Here is a 24134-nt window from a genome sequence, read left to right on the forward strand (position 1 = left end):
CTCATCTGGGCACCCGGAATTCCCATTCTGTGCCGAATCCGACCCCACCGTCGATCTCGGTGAGCAGATCCGCGCTGCCGCCGAGGGCGGCGATCCGCCCCACGATGGACCGGGAAACCCCCATGCGCCCTTCGGCTTCCGCCTCGGCCAGCCGTCCGGGCGGGATGCCGACGCCGTCGTCGCGCACACTGATCACCAGTTCCTCACCGGTGTCCTCCAGCAACACATACGCTCTCGCATCCGGCCCGGCGTGCAGTTCCACATTGGACAACGCCGTGGCCACGGCCGAGGCGATCTCGTTCGCCATCCAGCGGCCGACCCGCACCGGATCGCCGGGCGTGGACACCGACACCGTCGGCGTGGATTGCGCGGTCAGCAGCGGCCGTAGGTCGACCTCGGCGCCACCCGCGTCCGGGTGATCGGCCTGCTCGGTGATCAGCACGCGCAGCGCCACCTCCTGCTCACCGGCGCGGAGGGCCAATTCCTGAGTGGGACCGCCGATTTCGGTGCCGCGGCGCTTGATGTAGCTGAGCACCTGCAACACCCCGTCGTGCACCTCCCGCGACAGCCGTTCGCGCTCCTCGGCCGCCGCGGTCAGCCGCACCGCTTGCTCCAACTGGTCCTGGGCGCGGCGCGCGGTGTCGGCGGCCAAGCCGAGTGCGAGACCCACCGATACGAGCACCGGCACCGTCGCATCCGCCCACACATCCGCACCCCATTGATCGCGCACCGTCAGTGCGACCGCGGCGATCAAGGCTCCGGACAGCACGCCGGCCAACGGTCCGCGCAGGATCGCCGCCCCGATCACGGCGTTGGTGGCCCACAGCGTGGTCGGCAGTGTCTGGTGCCCGTGGTACCAGCCGTAGTCGGCGACCAGGCGGGTGGCGGCCATCAGCCCGATCACGACCACGTGATCGCCGATCACCACCCAGGTGCGCAACCGGGCCACCCCGGGGAAGTGCCACTGCGACAGCATGATCGCCGACGCGCCCGACCACACCGCCATCAGCGCGACGAGCACCCAGCTCAACCGCTGGTTGGTGTAGTTCGGCACCGAGGCGATCTGCTGACCGACCGCGTACAGCAGCGTGACCAGCCGCAGCGCCTGCGCGGCCCGCCACAGCGGGGTCGTCGCCACGTCGGCCGAGCGCAGCTCAGCCCTTCGCCGTGCCGTCGTCGGCTTGCGCGCCGTCATCGGATTCCGCCTTCCGCTGCGCCGCCTCCGTGGCCCGCTTCTTGGTCGCCTCGATGAGCGTCGCGGCCAGGTCGAACCGGCCCGGCTCGGGCCGATCCGGTTCGGCCGTATACAGCCCGCGATGCTGCTCCACGGTATGCAGTTCTTCGTAGAGTTCCTCGGGACCTTCCAGCAACGACCGGATCGCCGTGTTCATCACCGCCACGAACGGCACCGCCAGCAGACCGCCCGCTATCCCGCCGATCACCACGCCCGCCGTGATCGCCAGCACCACGGCCAGGGGATGGATGCTGACCGCCCGCCCCAGCAGCAGTGGCTGCAGCACATGGCCCTCGAGCTGCATCACCGCGATGATGATGCCGAGCACGATCAGGGCGGTGACGAGCCCTTTGGTGACGAGTGCGATGAACACCGCGATGGACCCCGCCAGGAAGGCACCGATGATCGGGATGAACGCGCCGATGAACACCAGCGAGGCCAGCGGCAGCGCCAAGGGCACACCGAGAATGGCCAGCCCGGCGCCGATGCCGATGGCGTCCACCGCGGCGACGACGACGGTCGCGCGAACGAATCCGACGAGTGTGCCGAACCCGAGCCGCCCTGCGGTGCGGACCCGCTCGCGATGGTCGGTGGGCACGATCCTGGTGACGAACTCCCAGATCTGGTCGCCGCTGTAGAGAAAGAAGATCAGGATGAACAGCGTCAGGAAGGTGCCGGTGAGCAATTCGCCGATCACGGTCGCGGTGGTGAGCGCCCCACTGGTCACGCTGTCCTGATTGGACTGGATCGCCTTGACGATCGCGTCACCCGCGTTGCGGATCTGCTCGTTGCTCAGATGCAGCCTGCCGTTGATCAGCCAGTCCTGAATCTGATGGATGCTGTCGGTGAACTTGTTCGACAGCTGCGGCACACCGGCGACGAACTGTTCCACGACGAAGGTCATGATGCCCGCGACCACGCCGATCGACCCGACCAGCGCCACGAAGACGCCCACCGAACGGGGCACGCCCAATCGCTGCATCCAGTCCACCAGCGGCGCCAGCAGGGCCGCCGCCAGCAGCGCGATGGCGAGCGGAATGACCACGGTCGCCAATTTCTGCACGATCGCCGTGACCGCGATCCCCAGCGCGAACAACACCAGTAGTCGCCAGCCCCATTCCGCCGACACCCGGACGATCGGATGCACTGTCTCCGCGGCGGGCCGCGACAGCGTGATTTTCCGCTCTGGACTTGGCTTCGGGTCGGTCACCTCCGTGAGCCTAATATCTGCCGTCGGACGTAGTCCGTCCTCAGCCCGCGCATGGCCGCAGCGAAGGCGGAGGTACGCCTAATGTCTGCTGTCGGACGTAGTCGGTCTTCAGCCCGCGCATGGCCGGAGCGAAGGCGGAGGTATGTCTAACCGGCCGGGCCGTATGCTGTCCGGTTCACCGGCGCCCGGCGCCGCGGAAGGCCGACCCGACCGGAACGCTAGATTGGACCCGTGTCGGCGCCTCTGGAAGCGGTCAAACAGACCATGCGAACGCGCTGGCCGCTGTACCTGACATCGATGCTGCTGGCGAACGCTTTCGGCGCGGTCCTGGTGTGGGCCTTCATCCAGTACGGACTACCCGTCCCCGAGGGCGAGCCATCCGGTGCCAGGAGCACCGGCCTGCTGATCCCGGCCGTCGTGTTCGTGGCGGGCGGCCTGCTCAGCATGGCCGCGGCCGCGCTGATGCTGCGCCCGGTGATGCGCTGGCAGATGCGCGGCGGACCGCCGAGCCGCCAGGAGCAGATGGCCGCGCTGCACGCGCCGCTGCGCCAGGCGATCCTGCACCTCGCGCTGTGGCTGATCGGCGGGGCCGTGCTGGCCGTGTTGATCATCAGGGACACTCCCGCGCTGGCAGGCGCGGTCATCGTCACCGAATGCATGGCGGCGACCATCGTGTTCGGCTTCACCTACATGCTGGGTGAGCGCATCCTGCGCCCGGTGGCGGCCCAGGCGCTGACCGAGGGCACCTTCGACCACACCCTCACCCCCGGCGTCGGCACCAGGATGGCGATGACCTGGGGCATGGGCACCTTCGCCCCCACCATCGCCATCGTCCTGCTGTGCGTCACCCAGATCTCCTCGGACGTGAAGTTCTCCGCGCAATCGCTGGCCATCTCCATCCTGCTGCTGTGCGGCGTGGTGATCATGCAGGCTCTCGCGCTGTCCATGCTCACCGGTTCGAGCATCTCCGACCCGGTGCGCCAGCTCAGCCAAGCCATCGACCGGGTCCAGGCGGGCGCGCGGGACGTGCAGGTCGAGGTCTTCGACGGCAGTGAGATCGGACTGCTGCAGGTCGGCTTCAACCGGATGATGGAGGAGGCGGCGAAGCGCCGTCAGTTGCAGGAACTGTTCGGTCAGCACGTCGGAGAAGAGGTGGCGCAGCGGGCACTGGACTACGGCACCGAACTCGGCGGCGAGACCCGGTTCGTCGCGGTGCTGTTCGTCGACATGGTCGGCTCCACCGCCGCCGCGGCCGAACGCCCGCCCACCGAGGTGGTGAGCCTGCTCAACGAGTTCTTCCGCATCGTGGTCGACGTGATCGACCGCCACAACGGCTTCGTCAACAAATTCGTCGGGGACGCGGCGCTGGCCATCTTCGGCGCGCCGCTGGACCGCCCGGACGCACCGACCGCCGCGCTCGCCGCCGCACGCGAACTACGCGAGACCCTGCTGGAGGTTCCCGGCCTGGACATCGGGATCGGTGTCTCGGCCGGCCTGGCCGTCGCGGGGAATATCGGCGCGGCCAACCGTTTCGAGTACACGGTGATCGGTGATCCGGTCAACGAGGCGTCCCGGCTCACCGAGCTGGCCAAGGAACGCCCCGGCCGAACGCTGGCCTCGGGCAGCGCGCTGTATTTCGCCGAGGAGAGCGAGCAGGACCAGTGGGAAACCGGCGACGAGGTGCAACTGCGCGGCCGACGCAGGAAAACGCTGTTGGCCTGGCCGCGCGAACAAGCCGACGCGCCCGACGATACCGAGGCCGAAACGGCGCGTTCGTGAGGCGTACCTCCGCCTCCGCTCCGGCCATGCGCGGACTGAGGACGGACTACGTCCGGCCGCACCCATTAGGCTGACGGCGTGACGGCCGACGGGGAACAGGCAGGGGGTCCTGCGCCGCCGCCCACGGCGGGTTCGCGCCGTGGCAGTTTTCGCTGGCTGAAATGGGTGATCGGGGCCGCTCTGCTGGCCCTGCTGGTCGCCGAGGGCGTGTACCTCTGGCCGCGGCTGCACGAGTCCTGGCGCAAGCTCACCGAGATCCACTGGGGTTGGCTGACGGCGGCGATCTGGCTGCAAGCGCTGTCGATGAGCGGATTCGGCCGGGTGCAGAAGCAGCTGCTCAACGCGGGCGGCGTCGCGGTGAGTCAGCGGAACTCCGTCGCCGTGGTCTACGGCGCGACGGCGATGTCGGTGACCTTGCCCGCGGGCCAGGTGTTCTCCACCGCGTTCACCTATCGGCAGACCAGGCGCTGGGGCGCCAGTCCGATCGTGGCCTCCTGGCAGCTGGTGTTCTCCGGCGTGGTGGCGGCGGTGGGGCTGGCGTTGCTCGGCGTCGGCGGCACGCTGCTGGCCGGCGGGCGGATCGGCCCGCTGAAGCTGATCCTCTCGCTGGCCGCCGTCGTCGCGCTGGTGTGGGCGGGCAATCATGTCTCGCGCAATCCCGGTTCGCTCGATGCGCTGCTGCGCACACTGCTCGCGCTGGTCAACCGGCTGCGCAAACGCCCGCCCGAGCACGGCGCCGCGAAGCTCGAGGACGTGCTCGGCCAGTTGGAATCGGTGGAACTCGGTAAGCGCGACGGCGTCCTGGTCACGCTCTGGGCGCTGGTGCACCGCTTCGCCGACGTGGCCTGTCTCGGTGCGGCCTGTTACGCGGTGGGCGCCGACCCGCGCACCGCCGGTCTGCTGCTCGCCTTCGCCGTGGGCAAGGCGGTCGGGTCCATTCCGTTCGCACCGGGCGGCATCGTCTACGTCGACGCGACGCTGATCTACGGTCTCACCGCCGCCGCGGGCCTGACCGCCGCCCAGGCGGTCGCCGCGGCGTTCGTCTATCGGATGGTGAGCTTCATCCTGGTCGCGATCGTCGGGTGGATCGTGTTCCTGTTCCTGTTCCGCACACCGCAGGCAGACGACGCGGAGTTCGAGAAGGAGTTCGAGCAGCGGCGGCTGTGACGGCCGTCGCGCCATGGGCTCCCGTTACGCTGGCCCGCGTGCGGAAACTTGTGCCCTTCGTGATGGATGCGCTGCTCGTCGTCGTCTTCTGCGCGATCGGCAGGCGCAGCCACGACGAAGCGGTGCTCGCCGGGCTGCTGCGCACCGTGTGGCCGTTCGCGACCGGGTTGGTCGTGGGCTGGCTGGTCGTCGTGTCGCTCCGGTGGCGCGCCGCCACCGGGGACACGCGTTTCGACATCACCCCGCTGTGGCCCGCCGGAGTCGTGATCTGGGCGTGCACCCTGGTCGGGGGCATGCTGCTGCGCGTGGTCAGCGGTCAGGGCACGGCGGTCAGCTTCGTGCTGGTCGCCGGCGTGGTGCTCGCGGTTTTCCTGCTCGGCTGGCGCGCGCTGTACCCAGTCGTGCGGCGATCACGGCTCCGGCGTCGCCAGCGCCTGTAGCATCCTGGCCGCCATCCGCGCGGTCGCGTCCTTGCTGTCCACGTCGTTGATGTGGATCGCGAAGACCAGATCGCCCATCGATCCGATCAGCCAGCCATCCGGGCCAGCGGTCGCGGCGAACGCGGCGACGTCGCGGTAGCGGCGCACGCTCGCCAGCTCAGGCGCGTTGGTGGCGTCGCGAAGCATGCCGCGCAGCCGGTCGGCGGTCTGCGGTGGCAGCGGGTCGAGTTTGGCATCGGTGGTGCTCGGGCGTCCGGCCTCGATCATCGGCGGCGGCACCGACCCGCGCGCGATCGCGGCCGCGGCGATGGCCATGCCGAACGGACTGGCCAGCACGGCGTCCGAACCGCCGCCTTGCGACACCTGTTCGGCGCTGCGCCCCGCGATGGCCAGGCGACCGGTCACCTCGTCGAGGCCGGGTACCTTGAAGTCGATGCCGACCCCGAGCGCGGTCGCCGCCTCGGCCGCGTCCTGCACCGAGACCTCTTGCGGTGCCTTGTTCTTCGCCGACGCCGCGACGACGCGGAACAGATCCATGTTGCCGCCGACCGGATACAGTCCGGTGAACGCCACCGAGCCGTGCTCACTGGCCTGGCTGTTCTGCGCGACCGCGACCACCGCCCCGGTGGACGGCTGGATCGCCACGATCGAAGCCTGCGTCGGCACGCTGACCACCGCGTCCTCGGCAGCACGCTGCAAGCGCTGGTCCATCGTGCCCGCGATGTCCGGTCCCGGCGGCCCCTGCTGACCGGCAAGCTGGGTGATGAACCGTCCGTCCTGTTCGAACAACTGCACACCCCACCCGGAATGCGCTTCTTGACTGTCCTGCTGCACCTTGCGCAGCGCGTCCAGCATCGGCGACCAGACCCGGCGGTCGGCGGAGATCAGCCGTGGCTGCTTCTCCATCACCACACCGGGAATCGGCGCCATCCGCGGCTCCAGGATGGCGAAGTCCCCCTCGCGCAGGTTCACCGCGACGACCGGCTTGCCCTGTGAGGTGGCCAGCTGCTGCATCAGCGACGGCCCGGTGATCAGCGGCGCGACCGGCTCGATGGCCTTGGCCAGCGCGTCGGTCGACGCGACCGGGTCGGGCATCTTGGTGGGATCGAGCTTGACGACGTTGATCGTCTGCTCGGTCATCAGCGGCTCACCGGCGATGTCGTTGACCCGAGGCGCAGGGGTCGGGTAGGTGCGCACCAGCCGCACTGTCCGGTTGTGCGCCAGCTGCGGCATCACGATCGCGGGCTCCCAGGAGATCCGCCAGCCGATGGCCAGCTTGCGCACGTTGCCCTCGAGACTGTAATTCCAGCTCTTGCGCTCGCCGAAGTTCCACTCGACGTCCATGCTGAAGATCGCGGACTGCGCGTCCAGCCCGATGAACTGGGTCTTGCGGTAGTCGACCGTGGCGCCGTGCAACCCCTCGAACATTTGCTTCAGAGTTGCTGTGGCCGCGGTGGGGTACGACGTCAGGTCTGCCGCTTTGGTGTAGTCCTGATCGTCGAGCAGGTCGGTGAAGCGCTCGACGACCGCTTCCGCCTCATTCTGCTTCTCGTGTATCCCGCACGACCCGATTCCGAGCGCGAGCGCCGCCACCCCCATGAGTGCCATTGCGCCGCGAACACGAAAGCGGCGGGATCCCCACACGTCCATGTCGCCCACTCTTCACTCTTGTCACTCCAGTAACAAGACCACCGTACCCGAAAAAGACCAGACCGCGATGCCTCCGTAGCGCGGACGTTACCCATGCTCAGCATCCCAATTCTGCCCCGGGATCTCGCATCTCGGGGGGCCTTTCATGATCGTCGTCCAGCCGGTCGGCGGCAACCGGCGCCGCTACCGTACCGGCCTTCCCGAAAAGTCGCGCGGTTACCACCGAACTCGACGTTTCGCATCAATAAATACCCCGAAGGGTGCGGAACGAAGCAACCGGACCCTCGTTCGCGCAGAGCGGAAGCCCACAATGTGATTTGCGCAGTAATCTTGTAATCACTGAAAGCACCGCACCACAGTAAGTAGGTGACCCGTCATGAGAAACGCGCACCGCGGCCGGGGTTTCGGCCGAACGGGCGGCTGGCAGCAAGCCGACCTGCCTGATCCGTCGGACGTGCCCGATTGGTTCGCCGGAAGATTGCCGAGCGACTGGTTCGCCGGTCCGCCGGTGATCGAGATCGACCGGGACGAGATCGTCGTGATCGGTGAGCTGCCGATCGCCCAACCGGAGAAGAAGCCGGACGCCGACGATTCCGAGGTCTCGGCCGAAGAAGTGCCCCGCGCGACCAAGGAGGGCGCGATCGCCCGGTTCCGCGAGTCCACCCGGCCCGCCCGGATGCAGATCGCGAACGAAGCGCAGCACCGCTACCGGCGCAACGTGGCCTGGGGCGTCTCGGTGGACGGGGAGCGGATCCTGTTCACCCATCTGGCCGTGCCCGTGATGACCCGGTTGCGCCAGCCCGAGCGCAAGGTGCTCGACACCTTGGTCGACGCGGGCGTCGCCCGTTCCCGCGCCGACGCGCTGGCCTGGACGGTGAAGCTGGCGGGCAAGCACGCGGAGACATGGCTGGAGGAACTGCGCGAAGCTATGCGCAAGGTCGACGACCTGCGCTCGGAAGGCCCGCAGGGGCTGTAGCCCGGTCGGGCCCGGTCCGGGCGACGCGGTATCTTGCCGAGCATGGCTGTGACCGCGGACGCGACGCCGGGCCCGATCCTGGTTCTGAACGGCCCGAACCTCAACATGCTCGGCACCAGGCAGCCGGAGGTCTACGGGTCGGCGACGCTGGACGACGTCGTGGAGCTGTGCAAGCGGACCGCGGCGAAGTTCGGCCGGGAGATCGTCGCCTTCCAGTCCAATTCCGAAGGTGCGCTGATCGATCGCATCCACCGGGCACGCGGCGCCGAGTCGGGCATCGTGATCAATCCGGGCGGCCTCACGCACACCTCGGTGGCGCTACGCGACGCGCTGGTGATCCCGGAACTTCCGATCGTCGAGGTGCACATCAGCAATGTGCACGCGCGCGAGGAGTTCCGCCACCACTCCTACATCTCTCCCATCGCGACGGCCGTGGTCGCCGGAATGGGCATCCAGGGTTACGCCGCCGCCATCGAATTCCTGGCCCGCTCGTCCTGAGCTCACTTCAGCTGGAAGACCGGGAATCCCGGCGCGATGGCGGCGAGTTCCGCATCGGTGGCGTCCTTGGTCACGCCCTCGAAGAACTTTCCGACCTCCCAGCCCCACTTGCGCAGGTAGAGGCGCAGCAGGGGCACCTTGTCGGCATCGGCGACCTCGGTGGCGGTGAACACCTCGACCTTGCGGCCGAGCCGCAACTCGCCCCCGCCCGCCACGCGCAGGTTGCGCACCCACTGCGTGTGCCCGCGCGGCGCGACGAGGAAGCGCTCGCCGTCCTCCCGCACCATCAGGTTGACCATCGTCGTGCGCCATTCCCCGCTCTTGCGCCCGCGCACCGCGAGCAGCCGCGACCCCATCACGCTGATACCCAGCTTGGGCAGCAGATTGGCGATCCGGTTGAAGACCGCGTCGAATCCAGCGGGGCCGATGTAGCGGGTGCTGAGGTCCATGACCACTCCTTTTGTGAGCACTGCTCTCTATAGCGAGAAGTGTTCCACGTGACCCGCAGCAAAGTCAAGAGCACTGCTCTCTGGCGAGCTAATCCAGCCACTCGTCGGCGATCCGCGTGCCGACGCGCTCGAGCAGCGCCGCCGCCTCCGCCATCGAGCGTTCCGGATCTGGTTCCAGATCGGCGAGCGCGTAGCAGTCCGCGAAGCCCGCGGCCTCGATCTCGTCGGGCGCGAGCAGCGTGCGGCCCGCCACGACGACCACCGGGACGTCCGCCTTGTCCGCGGCCGCACACACGCCGACCGGCGCCTTGCCGTGCAAACTCTGCTGATCGAGCGAACCCTCACCGGTGACCACGAGCGTGGCGGTAGCGAGCAGGGCGGGGAAATCGAGCAAGTCGAGCACGACCTCGATACCGCTGCGTACCCGCGCGCCCAGTACGGCGAGCGCGCCGAAACCGGTACCGCCCGCCGCGCCCGCGCCGGGCAGCCGCGCGAACTCCGGGCCCACAAGTCGCGCCCATGTAGCGAGGGCGGATTCGAGGACATCGACCTCGGCGGGCCCGGCGCCCTTCTGCGGCCCGTACACCGCCGCCGCGCCGGTCGGCCCGAGCAGCGGGTTGTCGACATCGCAGGCCAGCGTGAACCTCGTGCCCGCGACACCGGGGTGCAAGCCGGAACGGTCCAGTCGCGCGGCACGGGTGAGAGCCACTCCGCCGCGCGGCAATTCCCTTCCTTCGGCATCCAGGACGCGGACACCGAGCGCCCGCAGCATCCCCGCACCGCCGTCGGTCGAAGCGCTGCCACCGAGACCGAGCACGATATCGGTCGCACCGTGCTCGATGGCATGCGCCAAGACCACTCCCAGCCCGAAAGTGCTCGCACCCAATGGGTCCGGCCGCCCAGCGGGCAAGTCCGCCAGACCCACCACAGCCGCCAGTTCGACGACAGCGGTCGTCCCGCTCCGGGCATAGATCGTCCGCCGCGGCACCCCGGTCGGTCCCGGCGCTGTCAACTCCACCCGCGTCCAACCCGCCGCGACGAACGCTTCGACCGTGCCGTCACCGCCGTCGGCGACCGGCACCTGCCGGATCTCGGCGTCCGGGGCGCTCCCCCGCAGCCCAGCAGCCAGCGCCGCCGCCACCTCCGGCGCGGCGAGCGACCCTTTGAACTTGTCCGGAGCGAGGATCACTCGCGGGGCGGATGCCGATGCCATTCCCACATTCTCGGACGCGACCGCACGCGTCGCACGACATGACACCGTCGTCGCGTGCGTCGCTGATCTCCGACGAGGCCGCATCCCGCACGTGGAAGTGGTGGCCCGCGCCCCCGACCGGCGGATTCGCACGCCAGAGCGCGGGGGCGAGAGGCCGAGTACCGCCGACCGACCGCTGCGGATTTCACCGACAGCGGACGGGGAACGAGCATCCGGACCTGCACGCCGGTCGCAACCTCGGTCGGCACCAGCCGACCGGATCGAGAGCGTGCCGAGGACGGGTCGTCACGAGTCGGCGGCCGAGCGCTGGTCGCGCCCACTTCCGCCGAACGGAAACGCTCAGCGCGCGGGCAGCGGAGCCTCGTCGGCCCGGGTGACGTCGACCTTCCCGGTGCGCAAGTAGGCGATCACGGCCTCGTCCACCGCCGGATTGCCGCGACCGAATGTGCCGTGGTCGCCGCCGTCCACGACGACCAGCGCGCCGCCCAAGGCCGCGGCCATGGCGGGCCCACCTTCGTACTTGGTCAGCGCGTCGTGGCGGCTCTGCAACACCAGCGGCGGGATGCGCAGGCCCGCGCCGGTGATCGGCACCGGTTTCGTCACGGGTTTCCAGGTGCCACAGGCCATTCCCGAGCGCACCAGGTCGGCGCGCGCGTCCATGGCGTTACCGCCGGACGCTATGGTGCCGACCGCCGCGCCGAGCAGCTCCGGCCTGCCTGCCACCGCGTTCTCGTTGCAGGTGATCGCGCTGAACACGAACCGCCCGGTGGGGTCGGTCGAGGTCGCGCCCTCGATGGCCCGCAGGCGCCGCACGTCAGCCGGGTCGGCGGCGGCGTCGGCCATCGCGCGGGCGAAACTCGGCCAGAAGGTACGGGTATAGGTGGCCACGGTGGTGGCGCCGAGCAACGGCACCTGCGCGGACACACCACCGCTCACCACAGTGCGCACCAAGTTCTGGAGCTTGCCGAGTTGCTCGACGCTGCCGGTGTACCCGTCCCGCGCGATCTCGGCCAACGGCTCCGGCAGCGCGCCGGGCAGGTCGGCGATGCTCGCGGGCGGCGGGGTCAGGTTGGCGTACCAGCCGCCGCCCTGCGCGGCCACCAGCCGGACCCAGGTGCGGTAGACCTGCAACGCCGTGTCGCCGAGGTGGTATTCGCCGTTGTGTTCGGCGATCCAGGCGAACAGGTCGTCGAGGCGCTGTTTGCCCGCGACCTGCTGCTGGGCGAACTCCTCGGTCCACACCCAGTCGGGATTGACGTTGGAGTCCAGGATCATCCGATCCACGCGGTCGCCGAACAGCGCCGCGTACACCGCGCCGAGGTAGGTGCCGTAGGACGTGCCCAGGTAGCTGATCCGCTCCAGGCCGAGCGCGGCGCGCACCGCGTCGAGGTCGCGCGCGGTGCTCTCGGTGGTGATGGTGTCCAGGTAACCGGGCTGCGCCGCGTCACAGGCCTGCTTGATCTCGTCGCGGTCGCCGCCGCCGAGCGAGACTCGCTGACCGCCTTCGTTCTTCGTGTTCGTGCCGCATTGCAACGGTGTCGCCCAGCGCAATCCGCGCGGCTGGACGGCGATCCGGTCGTAGTGCTCGGCGAGCGCCGCGGGGAACACCTCCGACCGGCGCGCCCAATAGTCCAGCGCATCCGCGCCGGGCCCACCGGGATTGGCGAACAGGACACCTTCGCGCTCGCCCGTGGCCGCGATGCGGCTGACCGTCAGCTCGATCCGCGCGCTGTCCGGATCGGCGTAGTTCATCGGCACACTGACCACAGCGCACTGCACGCCCCGATCAGCCGGCACGGAACCTACCGGACACGTGCCGAATGCGACGCCCGGTGCGGCATCGGCGACGCCGGTGCCGATCGATCCCCCGAGCAGGCCCGCGACGACGACGGCCGCGACCCGCGAAACCCGCTGTGGCCTCATCATATTCCGGTACCTCCCCGAGCCTGCCCGCTCGCGCGCGATGACGGACCCGATCACGAGCATTCTGCGCAGACTCGATCGAACAGACAAGTCGGTGGCGGGATTACGCCCCGCCGGCCGCGTGATTTACCGGGACACCGGCGCACAGAGTAGCGTCGAGCCATGTCGACCGAGGTCAACAACAACACCGCACTGGACCGTTTCGAGATCTACGTCGACGGTGCGATCGCCGGCTATGCCGAATACCAGGACACGGCCTCCGAGCGCGCGTTCGTGCACACCGAGATCTATCCGCGCTACGAGGGGCAGGGCTACGCGCGGCTGTTGATCGAGACCGCCCTCGACAGCACCCGCGACGACAAGCTCGGCGCGCTGCCCATGTGCCGGGCGGTCCACCACTTCATCGAGACCCGCCCCGAATACCTCGTGATGGTGCCGCACTGGGCGCGCGACCGGCTGAACCTGCCTCAGTAGGCCGCGACGGCGCCGTCGAGCGCCTGCTGTAGATCGGTACGCACCAGCCGGGCGATGTCGCCGGGCCGGGGCGGCAGATCGAGCACCGGGACATTGAAGTAGAAGCTGGCCCCCTTGGCCTCCTCCTTCGTCGGCGGCACCGCCGGGTCCGTGCGCGGACCGTAGCTCAGTGCCATGGACACCAAGGCGGGCTGGGCACCGAGCTTCATCGCCCGGAACGCGATGTGCCCGATGCCGCTGCCCACCGCCTGCACACGGGACGGGTCCACGTCGTTGCAGGTGCCCTCGGGGAACACCGCGATGCCGTCGCCGCGGGCCATCCGCTCGGCGCAGATGTCCATCATCCGCTGGCCCGCGGCGTTCACCGCGCGGATGCCGTGGTCCTTGCCGCGGAACACCGGGATGCCGCCCATCATGTCGATCTTGCGCCGCTGATCGGGATCGGCGAACAACTCGTCCTTGGCCAACACGCGCACCCGGCCGATCACCCGCCGTAGCCCGCTGCGCCACGCCGCGGCGGCCACCGTGTAGGGGTCGCTCTCGGAGAGGTGGTTGATCGCGATCAGCAGCGGCCTGTTCTGCCTGATCACCGCGCGGAGAGCTTCGCGCGCGCCGTCGGCGTAGGCGACGCGCGGATGGTAGCGGCGGCCGAGAATGGCGTAAGCCCCCCAGGCCTTCAGACGGTTCTGACGATGCTCGCGATAGAAGTCGTACACAGTGTCGGTGTTCTCGAGGCGCACCTCGGGCAGTTCCATGATCTGGACTCTACGAGGTGGCGGCGGTGGCGCAACGTGGCGTCCTGCGACCGGTTCGGCAAATCCGGAGGCAGAAGTGGGCCGGAGAAGGCGCATTGTGGGCGCACAGCTGCGATGATGTCGGAGTGGCACGCGCAGAAGACCCGGACGATCGGAAGACTCGCGGCGGGCACGGCGACCGCAGGCGACGCGATTCCCAGCACGGCGAGCAGGTGGTTCGTGCCGGGACACTGCTGGTGTCGGCCACCGAACTGGTCGAGCCGACCTTCCGGCGCACCGTCGTCTACATCATCGAGCACAACGACGCGGGCAGTCTCGGCGTCGTACTGAACCGCCCGAGCGATACGGCCGTGCACGAGGTGCTGCCGCGTTGGACCGACGCGGTCGCGGCGCCACGCACGCTGTTCATCGGCGGCCCGGTGAAACGGGACACCGCCCTGTGCCTGGGCACGGTCCGGGTGGGCGCGCGGATCGACGGCGTCCCCGGGCTACGCCGCGTCGACGGACGCGTCGTCCTGGTCGACTTGGACGCCGATCCCGAGCGGGTCGGCCCGCTGGTCGAGGGCGTCCGGATCTTCGCGGGTTACGCGGGCTGGACCTTCGGCCAACTGGAGGGCGAGCTGGAGAACAACGACTGGATCGTGGTGTCGGCCCTGCCATCCGACCCGATCAGCACGGGCCGCCCCGATCTGTGGGCGCACGTGCTGCGCCGCCAGCCGCTCCCGCTGTCCCTGCTCGCGACACACCCGATTGAACTCGAACGCAACTGAGCACGTGTACTCCTCGACAGGACCGAAGGAGACACGGTATGAGACACGACAACTGAACCGGCGACAGCATGGGTGACTCATCGGGTGCGCCCACCCACCGGCCCCGCAACTCGAGCGGAGAGGTATCCAGTTGTGCCCAAGACAAGTGGCGAAACGGGCCAGCCCGACGATCAGTCCGAATTGATGCGGGCTCTCTATCGCGAACACGCCACCCCTTTGTGGCGGTACACGCTCGGCCTGGTTCGGGATCCGGGACGGGCCGAGGACATCGTGCAGGAAACATTGCTACGGGCATGGCAACGCCCGAACGTCTTGGACCAGTCCACCACGTCGGCGCGAGCGTGGTTGTTCACCGTGGCGCGCAATCTCGCCGTGGATGAGCATCGCAGCGCCCGCAGCAGGCGCGAGTTCCGCACCGACAATCCGCCCGAACAGACGACCCCGGACCAGTCCGACCGCGCGCTGGACGGCTGGCTGGTCGCCGACGCCCTCGGCCGGCTCAGCGCCGATCATCGTGAGGTGATCGTGCGGGCCTACTACCGGGGACTGTCGACCCACCAGATCGCCGAGGAACTCGACGTCCCGCCGGGCACGGTGAAGTCCCGGATGCACTACGGCATGCGCGCATTGCGCCTGGCATTACAGGAGATGGGGGTGACAAACCAGTGACGGACATCACCGACGATTTCAGCACATGGGACGCCCCGTATGTGCTCGGCTCCCTGACCCGCGACGAGCGCCTGCAGTACGAGAGCCACCTGTCGAGCTGTCGCGACTGCCGAGCGGCCGTGGCCCAGCTGGCGGGCTTGCCGGGCATGCTCGCCCTCGTGGATGCCGACATCGCGACCGCGATGATCGAGCCGCCCGCCGCAGCCGCGGGGGAGCCACCGCCGATGCCGGAGCTTCCGCCGCCACCGATGCCCCAGCTCCCGCCGCCATCCCGGCTGGCCGACGCGGCCGAGCGGCGCCGCAGGCGCAGCGGGTGGACATCGGTCGGTATCGCGCTGGCCTCGGCCGCGGCCGCGGTGGCGATCGCGGTTCCGATCGCCGTCACGGTGTCCGGACCGACCAACGCGCCGCAGCCGGGCACCAGCGAACAGGCGTTCGCCGAACGCCAGATGACGCCGGTGGCGCCGACGCCGGTCTCGGCGAACTTCAAGCTCATCCCGGCGGGCAACCAGACGCGACTCGTGATGTCGTGCAGCTATCCCCCGGGCGAGCAGCCGCGCTACAGCTGGAATCTCGCGCTCTACGTCATCCGCACCAACGGACAGCAGCAGCAACTCGACCAGTGGCCCGCGAGCCCCGGCACCGAGCTGACCATCGACCGGACCATCGACGGCGCGCCCGACCAGGTCCGCTCGGTGGAGATCCGCGCGGCGAACACCGGGACCGTGCTGCTCGCCGGCACCGTCTGAGCGATGGGACGATCCCCCGCCGGGCACCGCCCGCGGGGGATCGTCTGCGCCGGCGACCGGTTCAGCGCGTCTGCCGACGGAAGATCGAGGACGACCACAGGTACCCGACCGCGGCGAGTCCGACACACCAAGCGAGCGAGATGATCCCGTTGTCGCCGATCTCGGTGCCCATCAGCAGACCGCGGATGGTCTCGGTGAACGGCGTGAAGGGCTGATACTCGGCGAACTGACGCAGCCCGGCGGGCATGGTGTCGGTGGCGACCAAGCCGCTGCCGAGGAACGGCAGCATCACCAGCGGGAAGGGCGAGTTGCTGGCGCTTTCGGGGTTCGGCGCGAGCAGGCCGAGCGCCACCGAAAGCCAGGTGAGCGCGAACATCACCGACGCGAGCAGCGCGAACACGGCGAGCCACTCGACCGGGTTCGCGTTGGGACGGAAGCCGATCAGCAGTGCGACGCCCACCATCGCGGCGATGCCGATCAGCGCCTGGATCAGCGCGCCGACCACGTGACCGGTCAGCATGGCCGACTGCGCGATGTCCATGGTGCGGAACCGGTTCACGATGCCCTTCGTCGTGTCGGTGGCGACCGACACCGCGACCGATACCGTCATGTACGCCGGAATCATCAGCAGCATGCCCGGAGCGAGATAGTCGATGTAGTTTCCGCCGGAGGACTTCTCCAGCGCGCCGCCGAAGACGAAATCGAACACCAGCAGCAGCACCGTCGGCATCACGATGACACCGAAGGTCATGCTCGGATAACGCTTGGCTCGCAGGAGATTGCGCCGCAGCATGGTCGCCGAATCGGCGAGGGCGTAGGACATGCTCATCGCACGGGTTCCTTTTCGGTCGAGGCGTGGCCGGTGAGGGTGAGGAAGACGTCGTCGAGGTTGGGGGTGTGCACGGCGAGACCCTCGACCTCGATCTGCTCGTGGTCGAGCCGGTCCAGCACGGCACGCAGCGATTTCACGCCGCCGTCGCTGGGCACCGCGAGGGTGAGGTCCTCCTCGTCGTCCTGCGGCGGAGCCACGGCTCCCAGCGCATCGGCCGCGGCGGTCAGGGCGGCTCGATCGGCGAATTCCAGCCGGATGTGGCCGCCCGGCACCAGTCGCTTCAACTCGGCCGCGGTGCCCTCGGCGACCAGCTTGCCGCGGTCGAGCACCGCGATGCGGTCGGCGAGCTGGTCGGCCTCCTCCAGGTACTGGGTGGTGAGGAAGACCGTGACGTGGTACTCGTCGACCAGTCCGCGGATGATGTCCCAGATCGCCCGCCTGCTGCGCGGGTCGAGCCCGGTGGTCGGCTCGTCGAGGAAGATGATGCGCGGATCGCCGACCAGCGTCATGGCCAGATCGAGGCGCCTGGTCATGCCGCCGGAGTAGGTGGACACCGTCTTGTCCGCCGCGTCGACCAAGTCGAAGCGCTCCAGCAGATCCGCCGCCAGCCTGCGGTTGTCCCGCCGCGGCAGATGGTGCAGGTCGCCCATCAGCAGCAGGTTCTCCCGGCCGGTGAGCAGTTCGTCGACCGCCGAGAACTGCCCGGTCACGCCGATTCGCGCGCGCACCTGCTTGCGCTCGGCGCCGAGATCGTGGCCGCCGACCCGGATTTCGCCCGCGTCCGGGCGGATCAGGGTGGTCAGGATCTGCACGGTGGTGGTCTTGCCCGCGCCGTTCGGCCCGAGCAGCGAGAAGACGGTGCCTTCCGGGACGGTGAGGTCTATCCCGTCGAGCACTACCTGCTCACCGAACGATTTCCGCAGGCCGCGCACCGAGACGGCGGGCGTGCGATGGCCGTACACCATAGTTTTTCCCTTCTGAAATAGATTTCACTATGCGCATGTGGGCATGTTTTACCCACACCGCTCCCCCGTGGGGGCGCGGTGCCGGTCGATTCAGTTGCGGCGGCTAGATGTCCAGATCCTCGATCTTCGGCCCTTCGGCCACGTCGACCACCCGCCGGTAGAGTTTGTCCGGCAGCCGGTCCTTCAGTTCGTCGAGCGAATCCACCACGACGAAGATGAAGTCACCCCAGTCCTGCTGCCCGACGCCGAGCAGGCGACGCCAGCTTTTCGGGTCCCGCCAGTCCTTGAGCCAATTCGTGCCCACCTCGGTGGGATATTCGTCCCAATTCGAATATTGGGCGTGCATCACGAATTTGCCCTTACGGCTGCGATACACCTGAACGTGCTCGATCCGCGTATCGTTCACCTCGTGCCACTCTCCGAGCAGAGTGCCGGAGAAGCGGACCTGTCGCACACCATCGCGACCGACCTTGAGCACGATTTCGTCATAGCCCTCCAGCCGGCCTTCTTCGAGTTCGATGAACCGGCGCAGCGCCGTGACCACCGCACCCGACAGGTTGCCGCCGACCAACTCCTGCGCGCGCTGGAAGAGTGGGAGGTCGTCATCGGCAACGTAGATCGTCTTGTTGGGCATGCTCCAACTATACGTAGATGTATACGTACACGCAAGGTGGGCCGCCGCCTCATCTGATCCGACATTGAACCGTTCGGCGACCGGCCCCGTATCACTCGTGTACGCAGTCGGATTTCGTCAGCGGAAGGGAGCGCGGATGCGGACTCGGGTCGTGGACCATCTGGTGCACTCGATTTCGGCGCTCGGCGTGCGCCACATCTTCGGGGTGGACGGCGCCAATATCGAGGATCTCTACGACGCGATCTTCGACGCGCCGGACCAGATCACCGGGGTGGTCGCGAAACACGAGTTCTCGGCGGCCACCATGGCCGACGGATATGCCCGCGGCACAGGCGGATTCGGCGTCGTCGCCGCGACCTCCGGTGGTGGCGCGATGAATCTCGTTGCCGGACTGGCCGAGTCGTTCACGTCGCGGGTACCGGTACTCGCGCTGGTCGGGCAGCCCCCGACCGCACTGGAGGGCAACGGCGCCTTCCAGGACACCAGCGGGCGCGCGGGCGCCATCGATGCGGTCCGTCTCTTCGGCGCGGTCAGCACCTATTGCGCGCGGGTGGAAACCGCCGCCGACCTGGCGGATCGACTGGACAGAGCGGTGCAGGCCGCCCGCCGGGGCGGCCCGGCGGTGCTGCTGCTGCCCAAAGACGTGCAGCAGGCCGACGCGGGCCCGATCGCGCCGCTCTGTCCGGCCCCCAGGGCGCATCGATCCGACCGGGCCGGGCTCGCTCGCGTTCGCGCCGCCCTCGCCACGGCCCGGCACACCGGAAAGGTCGTGATCATCGCGGGTGATCAGGTCGCGCGCGACGACGCGCGCGCCGAGCTGGCCCGCCTGGCCACCGCCTTGGAGGCCGCCGTGGGCGTCGCGCCGGACGCGAAGGACGTCTTCGACAACACCGATCCGGCCTTCTGCGGCGTCGCGGGCACCATGGGCCACCCGGAATTGGCGGCAGCCATCCGGTCCTCGGCCCTGTGCCTGCTGGTCGGCACCCGATTGCCGGTCACCGCCCGCGCCGGCTCGGAGACCGCGCTCGCCGAGAAAACGGTCGCGAGCATCGGCGTGGCGCCGCCGTACCTGCCCGCCGTCCACGCGACCAGTACCGATCTGTCGCACACGCTCGCCGAACTCGCCGACGAACTGGACGACGGCAGTACCGGATCCGAACGTGTGCGCGCGGCGCAACCGCTGAGTTCGCTACGGGTGCCCGCCTCCTCGGGGCCCGGTGTGCGGTATCGGGATGTGATCGAGACGATCGACGCCGCACTACCGGAAGGCACCGACGTGTTCGCCGACGCGGGGAACACCGGCGCGTCGGTGGTGCACCATCTGCGGGTGCCGCGCGACGGGCGGTTCGTGGTCGCCCTCGGCATGGGCGGGATGGGTTACTCCTTCGGCGCGGGCATCGGGTCCGCGTTCGCGCGGCACGCACGAGGCGACGGCGTCCGGCGGACAGTGGTCATCGCCGGTGACGGCTCGTTCTACATGCACGGCATGGAGTTGCACACCGCGATCGAGCACGCCCTGCCGGTCACCTTCGTCGTACTGAACAACAACGCGCACGCCATGTGCGTGACCAGGGAGCAGCTGTATTACCGGGACCGCCGCGGTTTCAACCGTTTCCGTCCGGCCGACCTGGGCGCGGGCGTCGCGGCGATGTTCCCCGGCCTGCCCGCGTTCTCGGTCGACACCATCGGCGATCTCGCCGCCGCGCTCCACCGCTGCCTGGAAGCCGAAGGGCCGTCGTTCCTTTCGATCGAATGCGATCCCGACGAGATTCCACCGTTCCTGCCCTTCATCAACGCCGCGGAGCAATCCCGCGATTGTCGATGACACCCCGCGGCGGCGCCCGCCGACGCCCACCCGAAGGAGTATCGCCGTGACCACCAGTTCCCTCCCCGCCCTCAGCGACATCCCAGAACAGGCCGTGCCCGGCGTGCTCCGCATCGAGAACTCCGACAAGGACGCGACCACACCGATCATCATGGACATGCTGCGGTCGGTGTATCCGCACGACCAGATCTACGGCGAATACTGCCCGGTGCAGGCGTACATCGACGCGCCGCCGCGCGAGGTCTACGAATACCTCGCCGACACCCGGTCGCTGGAGGAGTGGTCCTACAGCCTGCGCGGGTTCGTGGAGACCGACGAACCCGGACTCTGGCTGGCCTACGACCGGCTGGGCGAGGAGACCGAGATCTTCACCCGCACCGTCGCCAACCCCGACGCCATGACCGTCGACTACCACTGCGCCTGGGACCAGGGACAACACCTGTGGATGATCTACCTGCTGCGCGTGGTCGACGCGCAACTGGTGTTCCACAAGCCGGGCTCGGTGGTGTTGTGGGTGAACTGCAAGCACCCCTTCTACGACGCCAACCCGTACCCGGAGGCCGCCCCGCCGAACCGGCCGGTGTGGGTCGGCGACTTCTGGGAGATGTTCTCGGCGGGGCATCAGCTGGAGATGGACAACCTCAAAGCCATCTGCGAGTACCGGGCCGCGCACGGCCTACCCATCAAGCCCGACTGGATGAAGTGAGACGCAAGTGAGCCCCACGCAACAACATCTGCCGCAGGTCAGTCTCGTCGACGTGGCCTCGTATCTGCCCGGCGAGCCGGTCGGCACCGAGTACTTCACCCAGTTCGCGCGCTCGGACCGGATGGCGAAGAACGTCATGTTCCGCGCACCCAAGGGCCGCCACCACGTCGCGCGCGACGAGACCGCGGTGGACATGGTGGAGCGCGCCGTCGCACCGCTGATCGAACGCAACGGCGCCGACGCGATCGCCGAAGTCGACGTCCTGATCACCCACACCCAGCTGCCGGACAACCCCGTGCTCGGCTGCGGGCCCGAGGTGGCGCGACGGCTCGGCATCCAGCCCTCCTACGTCTACGACGTGCACAACGGCGGGTGCGCGGCGTTCGTGCACATGATGGCGATGGCCCGCATGGTCTTGCAGACCACGCCCGCCCGTACCGCGCTGATCGCCGCGACCCAGAACTGTGCCGGGCCGGTGTTCACCCAGACCGAGATCCGCAAGCTGGCGCAGGCTCCGGTGCCAGGCGACGGCTGCGGTGTCGGACTGCTCCGCAAGGACGACAGCGCGCCGATTCTCGACATCGAATGCCGGACCTATCCCGAATTCGCCGGAGACATGGCGTTCTCCACCAACGGCGAGCGCAAGTACTGGGAGCCGGGCGAGGGCCAGGGATGCGTCAGCTTCACCGAGTCCAAGGTCGCCAAGGTGTTCGCCAGGGGCAATCGGCTCGTTCCGGAAGTCGCCCTCGCGGTGTGCGATCGGATCGGTGTGGCCGGACGCGACGTCGACACGTTCGTCACCAATCAGCCGAACCGGTTGTTCCTGCGCAACTGGCACGATGCGCTGGAGCTTCCGCCGCATCGCCACCCCGATACCTTCGACTCCTGCGGAAACCTGTTTGCCGCCGGCATCCCGGTGACCCTGGACGTGGAGAACCGGGCGGGACGGTTGCCCAACGGATCGCTGGTCCTGCTGGCGGCGTTCGCGCACGCGGGCGACTTCGCCGGCGCGGCCGCCGTCCGCTGGGGAGCCGCGCGATGAGCGTACGCGTCGTCGACGGTACCCGGCCCTCGCACCGGTATCGGACGCATCGGGTACCGACCCGCTTCGACCTCGCCCTGAGCGAAAATCCGTTCCCGCCGCTGCCCTCGGTGCTGCGGGCGGTGCACCTGACGCTGGCTCAGATCAATCGGTACCCGGAGTTCCTGCCGCGGCGCCTGCCGGCGCTGATCGCCGAGCACCTCGGTGTGCGGGCCGACCAAGTCGTGGTCGGAGCGGGGGCGACCGGCGTGGCACTACAGATCCTGCAAACCCTGACCACGCCGGGGGCGGAGATCGTCTACAGCGCGCCGACGTTCGACGGGTATCCGATCATGGCCGAGATGACCGGCGTCACCGCGGTGCCGGTGCCGCTGGATTCGGCGGGGAACCAGGATCTGCGGGCAATGCGGCGGGCCGTCGACCGGCGCACCGCACTGCTCGTGGTGTGCCGTCCGCACAATCCCACCGGGACGGTCGTCCCGGCCGACGAGCTGAAGGCGTTCCTGTCCGATGTGCCCAGCCGGGTTCCGGTCGTGCTGGACGAGGCGTACGTCGAATTCCTCGGCGCCACCGCATCCGTCGACCCGCGGGCGCTGATCGCGAAGCATCCCAATCTGATCGTCCTGCGCACCTTTTCGAAGGCGTACGGCTTGGCGGGGCTGCGCGTCGGCTACGCCTTCGGCCGACCCGAGTTGATCGCGCGGATCGGCACACTGCAATTGCCCTTCGGGATGAGTGCCGCGGCGGTCGCCGCGGTCGCCGCCTCCTACGCCGCCGAACCCGAACTCGCCGCCCGCACCTTGCGCATCGCCGAGCAGCGCGACGCACTGCGCTGCGCGCTCCTGGCCCGCGGATTCGCGATACCGGAAAGCCATGCGAACTTTCTGTACATTCCCGGCCCCGGTGCGACCACAGCGCTGCGCCGCGCGGGCATAGCCGCGAAGTCCTACTCCGATGGCAGCGCCCGCATCGCTGTCGGCGACCCGTCGTCCGACGATGCGGTGCTGCGGGCCCTGACCGCCGGTCCGCCACAAGCGATGCCATAACCGCAGACCGGGCCTGCGTCGAATATGCCGCCGGGCGCTCGTTGCCGACGGGGTCCGCGGTTGCCGGTTCCCCGGCAGGCCGGTCGGCTCCGCACGTATCGACCTCACCTCCGGTGGCCCACAGCCACCGTCCGAGGCCGTCTGCGGCAGCGCCGAACTCGCCGCCGCGCGGCTGGGTGCGAGTGCGGTCGCCACACCCAGCAGTCGTCGACCGACGTAATCGAAGTGTCGGCGCGGGCAGCCGTGCAGTACGCAGGACCCGTGCCAGGCGCGGCGGATGGTTCGATCGAAGCGTGTGGTCCGAATTCGAGGTGAACGCGCCGCCCGCCCGAGGGACGGCCAGTCGGGTCCTGTTCCGGCTCGCTTTCCGACGGTGGGCGTTGGTGCTACGCCAGACGCTCATCGAGCCGGGCGGCAGCAGCGGGTGGCACTACCACGACGGGACATTGTTCGTTTTGGTCGCACGGGGGACGCTGGATCATCCCGGTGCGGACTGCGTGCCGTTCACCTACCGGCGTTGGCGGATATTCCGGGAACCGAGCGGGGCGCGCTACCCGCATGTGGCGCGCAATCTCGGAACTGTGCCGGTATTGCTGTGCGTGCTCTACTTCACGCCGGTCGACAGTCCGTTGTCCCGCAGCATCCCGCCGCCGGAGTGCGCGGACGCGGGGTGATCGAGCTCACCCAGCGGGCTGGCAGGCGTCGCGGAGGGAGCAGGCGCCGCAGGAGCTGCCGCAACCACCGGTCGGCGGCGGCGGAGCGATGGCTTCGGCCGCCTGCGCGGCGGCATTCGCACCGGCACCGAGGGTGAACAGCGCGACAAGGGCGGCGCAGGCCGCGACGACGAAGGCGATCACACCACCCGCGGCCAACCCGACCAGACCACCGGCGAACAGCAGCGCCCCGGCCGCGATCGAGGTGGGAGCGGCGACCCGGTTGGCGACGCGGAAGGTCTCGTCCGTGGACAGTGCGGCCTCGGTGTGGACCCCGAAGAAGCGATTGCGGGGCAACCGACCGGCCAGCCCGAGTGCTCCGGTTGCGACGGCGACCACAGCCGGCACGAACAGGACGAGAGCGACGACGAACACCCATGCAGGCTAGCGCATCGGCGCCGCGCGCCCGCCGACG

The 24134-nt window shown here is 69.1% G+C and carries 25 protein-coding genes; 14 read left to right on the top strand and 11 right to left on the bottom strand.

From position 1 onward, the window contains the following. Position 1: 1 nt before the first annotated feature. Positions 2–1195 carry a MacS family sensor histidine kinase gene (macS, locus tag ACT89H_RS24975; RefSeq protein ID WP_445111093.1) on the bottom strand — a complete coding sequence of 398 codons (1194 nt, stop codon included), beginning with the start codon at positions 1193–1195 and terminating at the stop codon, positions 2–4. Beyond that, positions 1155–2444, bottom strand: a complete 1290-nt coding sequence (locus tag ACT89H_RS24980) for an AI-2E family transporter (RefSeq protein ID WP_445111094.1) — start codon at positions 2442–2444, stop codon at positions 1155–1157. The genes macS and ACT89H_RS24980 overlap by 41 nt, the downstream gene beginning before the upstream one ends. 264 nt (positions 2445–2708) lie before the next feature. On the opposite strand from ACT89H_RS24980, the gene ACT89H_RS24985 reads away from it, so the two are divergent. The 3 genes from ACT89H_RS24985 to ACT89H_RS24995 all read left to right on the top strand — a co-directional run bounded on the left by ACT89H_RS24985 (position 2709) and on the right by ACT89H_RS24995 (position 5830). After that, a complete protein-coding gene (locus tag ACT89H_RS24985; RefSeq protein WP_445111203.1) occupies positions 2709–4223 on the top strand; it encodes an adenylate/guanylate cyclase domain-containing protein in 1515 nt (504 codons plus the stop codon). Positions 4224–4301: 78 nt separating this feature from the next. Beyond that, positions 4302–5390, top strand: coding sequence for a lysylphosphatidylglycerol synthase transmembrane domain-containing protein (locus ACT89H_RS24990; RefSeq protein WP_445111095.1), 1089 nt, complete (start codon positions 4302–4304; stop codon positions 5388–5390). 38 nt (positions 5391–5428) lie between these two features. Beyond that, a complete protein-coding gene (locus ACT89H_RS24995; RefSeq protein ID WP_445111096.1) occupies positions 5429–5830 on the top strand; it encodes a DUF3054 domain-containing protein in 402 nt (133 codons plus the stop codon). Here the strand turns inward: ACT89H_RS24995 and ACT89H_RS25000 are convergent. Next, positions 5801–7480 (bottom strand): NTF2-like N-terminal transpeptidase domain-containing protein, encoded by a 1680-nt coding sequence (locus ACT89H_RS25000; protein WP_445111097.1) that lies wholly within the window; start codon positions 7478–7480, stop codon positions 5801–5803. The genes ACT89H_RS24995 and ACT89H_RS25000 overlap by 30 nt on opposite strands. 376 nt (positions 7481–7856) lie before the next feature. Between ACT89H_RS25000 and abmR the strand changes: the two genes are divergently transcribed. Further along, positions 7857–8456 (top strand): ATP-binding transcription factor AbmR, encoded by a 600-nt coding sequence (gene abmR, locus ACT89H_RS25005; RefSeq protein ID WP_445111098.1) that lies wholly within the window; start codon positions 7857–7859, stop codon positions 8454–8456. 42 nt (positions 8457–8498) lie between these two features. Beyond that, positions 8499–8954 carry a type II 3-dehydroquinate dehydratase gene (gene aroQ, locus ACT89H_RS25010; RefSeq protein WP_445111099.1) on the top strand — a complete coding sequence of 152 codons (456 nt, stop codon included), beginning with the start codon at positions 8499–8501 and terminating at the stop codon, positions 8952–8954. A 2-nt stretch (positions 8955–8956) separates the two neighbouring features. Here the strand turns inward: aroQ and ACT89H_RS25015 are convergent, their stop codons facing one another. From ACT89H_RS25015 to ACT89H_RS25025, 3 genes are all read right to left on the bottom strand, one after another. Further along, the gene (locus ACT89H_RS25015; RefSeq protein WP_039803001.1) at positions 8957–9403 is read right to left on the bottom strand and encodes a nitroreductase family deazaflavin-dependent oxidoreductase; all 447 of its coding nucleotides are present in this window, start codon (positions 9401–9403) and stop codon (positions 8957–8959) included. A gap of 88 nt (positions 9404–9491) precedes the next feature. Then, positions 9492–10616, bottom strand: coding sequence for a glycerate kinase (locus ACT89H_RS25020; RefSeq protein ID WP_445111100.1), 1125 nt, complete (start codon positions 10614–10616; stop codon positions 9492–9494). Positions 10617–10955: 339 nt separating this feature from the next. Further along, entirely contained in the window at positions 10956–12542 is a 1587-nt protein-coding gene (locus ACT89H_RS25025; protein ID WP_445111101.1) for an alpha/beta fold hydrolase, read from the bottom strand. 159 nt (positions 12543–12701) lie between these two features. Here ACT89H_RS25025 and ACT89H_RS25030 point away from each other — a divergent pair, with 159 nt between their 5' ends. Beyond that, the gene (locus ACT89H_RS25030; protein ID WP_039803009.1) at positions 12702–13013 is read left to right on the top strand and encodes a GNAT family N-acetyltransferase; all 312 of its coding nucleotides are present in this window, start codon (positions 12702–12704) and stop codon (positions 13011–13013) included. Here ACT89H_RS25030 and ACT89H_RS25035 read toward each other — a convergent pair. Then, complete coding sequence (locus ACT89H_RS25035; RefSeq protein WP_445111102.1) at positions 13007–13768, bottom strand: lysophospholipid acyltransferase family protein; 762 nt, start codon at positions 13766–13768, stop codon at positions 13007–13009. The two genes, ACT89H_RS25030 and ACT89H_RS25035, sit on opposite strands and share 7 nt — an antisense overlap. Positions 13769–13893: 125 nt before the next feature. Here ACT89H_RS25035 and ACT89H_RS25040 point away from each other — a divergent pair, with 125 nt between their 5' ends. From ACT89H_RS25040 to ACT89H_RS25050, 3 genes are all read left to right on the top strand, one after another. Beyond that, positions 13894–14538, top strand: a complete 645-nt coding sequence (locus ACT89H_RS25040; protein WP_445111103.1) for a YqgE/AlgH family protein — start codon at positions 13894–13896, stop codon at positions 14536–14538. A gap of 183 nt (positions 14539–14721) precedes the next feature. Then, positions 14722–15207, top strand: a complete 486-nt coding sequence (locus tag ACT89H_RS25045; RefSeq protein WP_445111204.1) for a sigma-70 family RNA polymerase sigma factor — start codon at positions 14722–14724, stop codon at positions 15205–15207. After that, positions 15204–15956 carry an anti-sigma factor family protein gene (locus ACT89H_RS25050; protein WP_445111104.1) on the top strand — a complete coding sequence of 251 codons (753 nt, stop codon included), beginning with the start codon at positions 15204–15206 and terminating at the stop codon, positions 15954–15956. The genes ACT89H_RS25045 and ACT89H_RS25050 overlap by 4 nt, the downstream gene beginning before the upstream one ends. A gap of 61 nt (positions 15957–16017) precedes the next feature. Here ACT89H_RS25050 and ACT89H_RS25055 read toward each other — a convergent pair whose 3' ends face one another. The 3 genes from ACT89H_RS25055 to ACT89H_RS25065 all read right to left on the bottom strand — a co-directional run bounded on the left by ACT89H_RS25055 (position 16018) and on the right by ACT89H_RS25065 (position 18387). Next, positions 16018–16785 carry an ABC transporter permease gene (locus ACT89H_RS25055; RefSeq protein WP_445111105.1) on the bottom strand — a complete coding sequence of 256 codons (768 nt, stop codon included), beginning with the start codon at positions 16783–16785 and terminating at the stop codon, positions 16018–16020. Further along, positions 16782–17753 carry an ATP-binding cassette domain-containing protein gene (locus ACT89H_RS25060; RefSeq protein ID WP_445111106.1) on the bottom strand — a complete coding sequence of 324 codons (972 nt, stop codon included), beginning with the start codon at positions 17751–17753 and terminating at the stop codon, positions 16782–16784. The genes ACT89H_RS25055 and ACT89H_RS25060 overlap by 4 nt, the downstream gene beginning before the upstream one ends. Positions 17754–17856: 103 nt before the next feature. Then, positions 17857–18387 carry an EXLDI protein gene (locus ACT89H_RS25065; RefSeq protein WP_445111107.1) on the bottom strand — a complete coding sequence of 177 codons (531 nt, stop codon included), beginning with the start codon at positions 18385–18387 and terminating at the stop codon, positions 17857–17859. Positions 18388–18523: 136 nt separating this feature from the next. On the opposite strand from ACT89H_RS25065, the gene ACT89H_RS25070 reads away from it, so the two are divergent. The 5 genes from ACT89H_RS25070 to ACT89H_RS25090 all read left to right on the top strand — a co-directional run bounded on the left by ACT89H_RS25070 (position 18524) and on the right by ACT89H_RS25090 (position 23680). Beyond that, entirely contained in the window at positions 18524–20212 is a 1689-nt protein-coding gene (locus ACT89H_RS25070) for a thiamine pyrophosphate-binding protein (protein ID WP_445111108.1), read from the top strand. Between the two features lie 46 nt (positions 20213–20258). Continuing rightward, positions 20259–20918, top strand: a complete 660-nt coding sequence (locus ACT89H_RS25075; RefSeq protein ID WP_445111109.1) for an SRPBCC family protein — start codon at positions 20259–20261, stop codon at positions 20916–20918. 28 nt (positions 20919–20946) lie between these two features. Continuing rightward, the gene (locus ACT89H_RS25080; protein ID WP_445111205.1) at positions 20947–21960 is read left to right on the top strand and encodes a 3-oxoacyl-ACP synthase III family protein; all 1014 of its coding nucleotides are present in this window, start codon (positions 20947–20949) and stop codon (positions 21958–21960) included. After that, on the top strand, positions 21957–23006 hold the full coding sequence (locus ACT89H_RS25085; RefSeq protein WP_445111110.1) for an aminotransferase class I/II-fold pyridoxal phosphate-dependent enzyme: 1050 nt from the start codon (positions 21957–21959) through the stop codon (positions 23004–23006). Before ACT89H_RS25080 ends, ACT89H_RS25085 begins: the two co-directional genes overlap by 4 nt. A 293-nt stretch (positions 23007–23299) precedes the next feature. Continuing rightward, complete coding sequence (locus ACT89H_RS25090) at positions 23300–23680, top strand: cupin domain-containing protein (RefSeq protein ID WP_445111111.1); 381 nt, start codon at positions 23300–23302, stop codon at positions 23678–23680. A gap of 6 nt (positions 23681–23686) precedes the next feature. On the opposite strand, the gene ACT89H_RS25095 is transcribed toward ACT89H_RS25090, so the two are convergent. After that, the gene (locus ACT89H_RS25095) at positions 23687–24094 is read right to left on the bottom strand and encodes an SdpI family protein (protein WP_445111112.1); all 408 of its coding nucleotides are present in this window, start codon (positions 24092–24094) and stop codon (positions 23687–23689) included. Positions 24095–24134: the final 40 nt, after the last annotated feature.

The sequence above is a fragment of the Nocardia aegles genome, assembly GCF_052545135.1.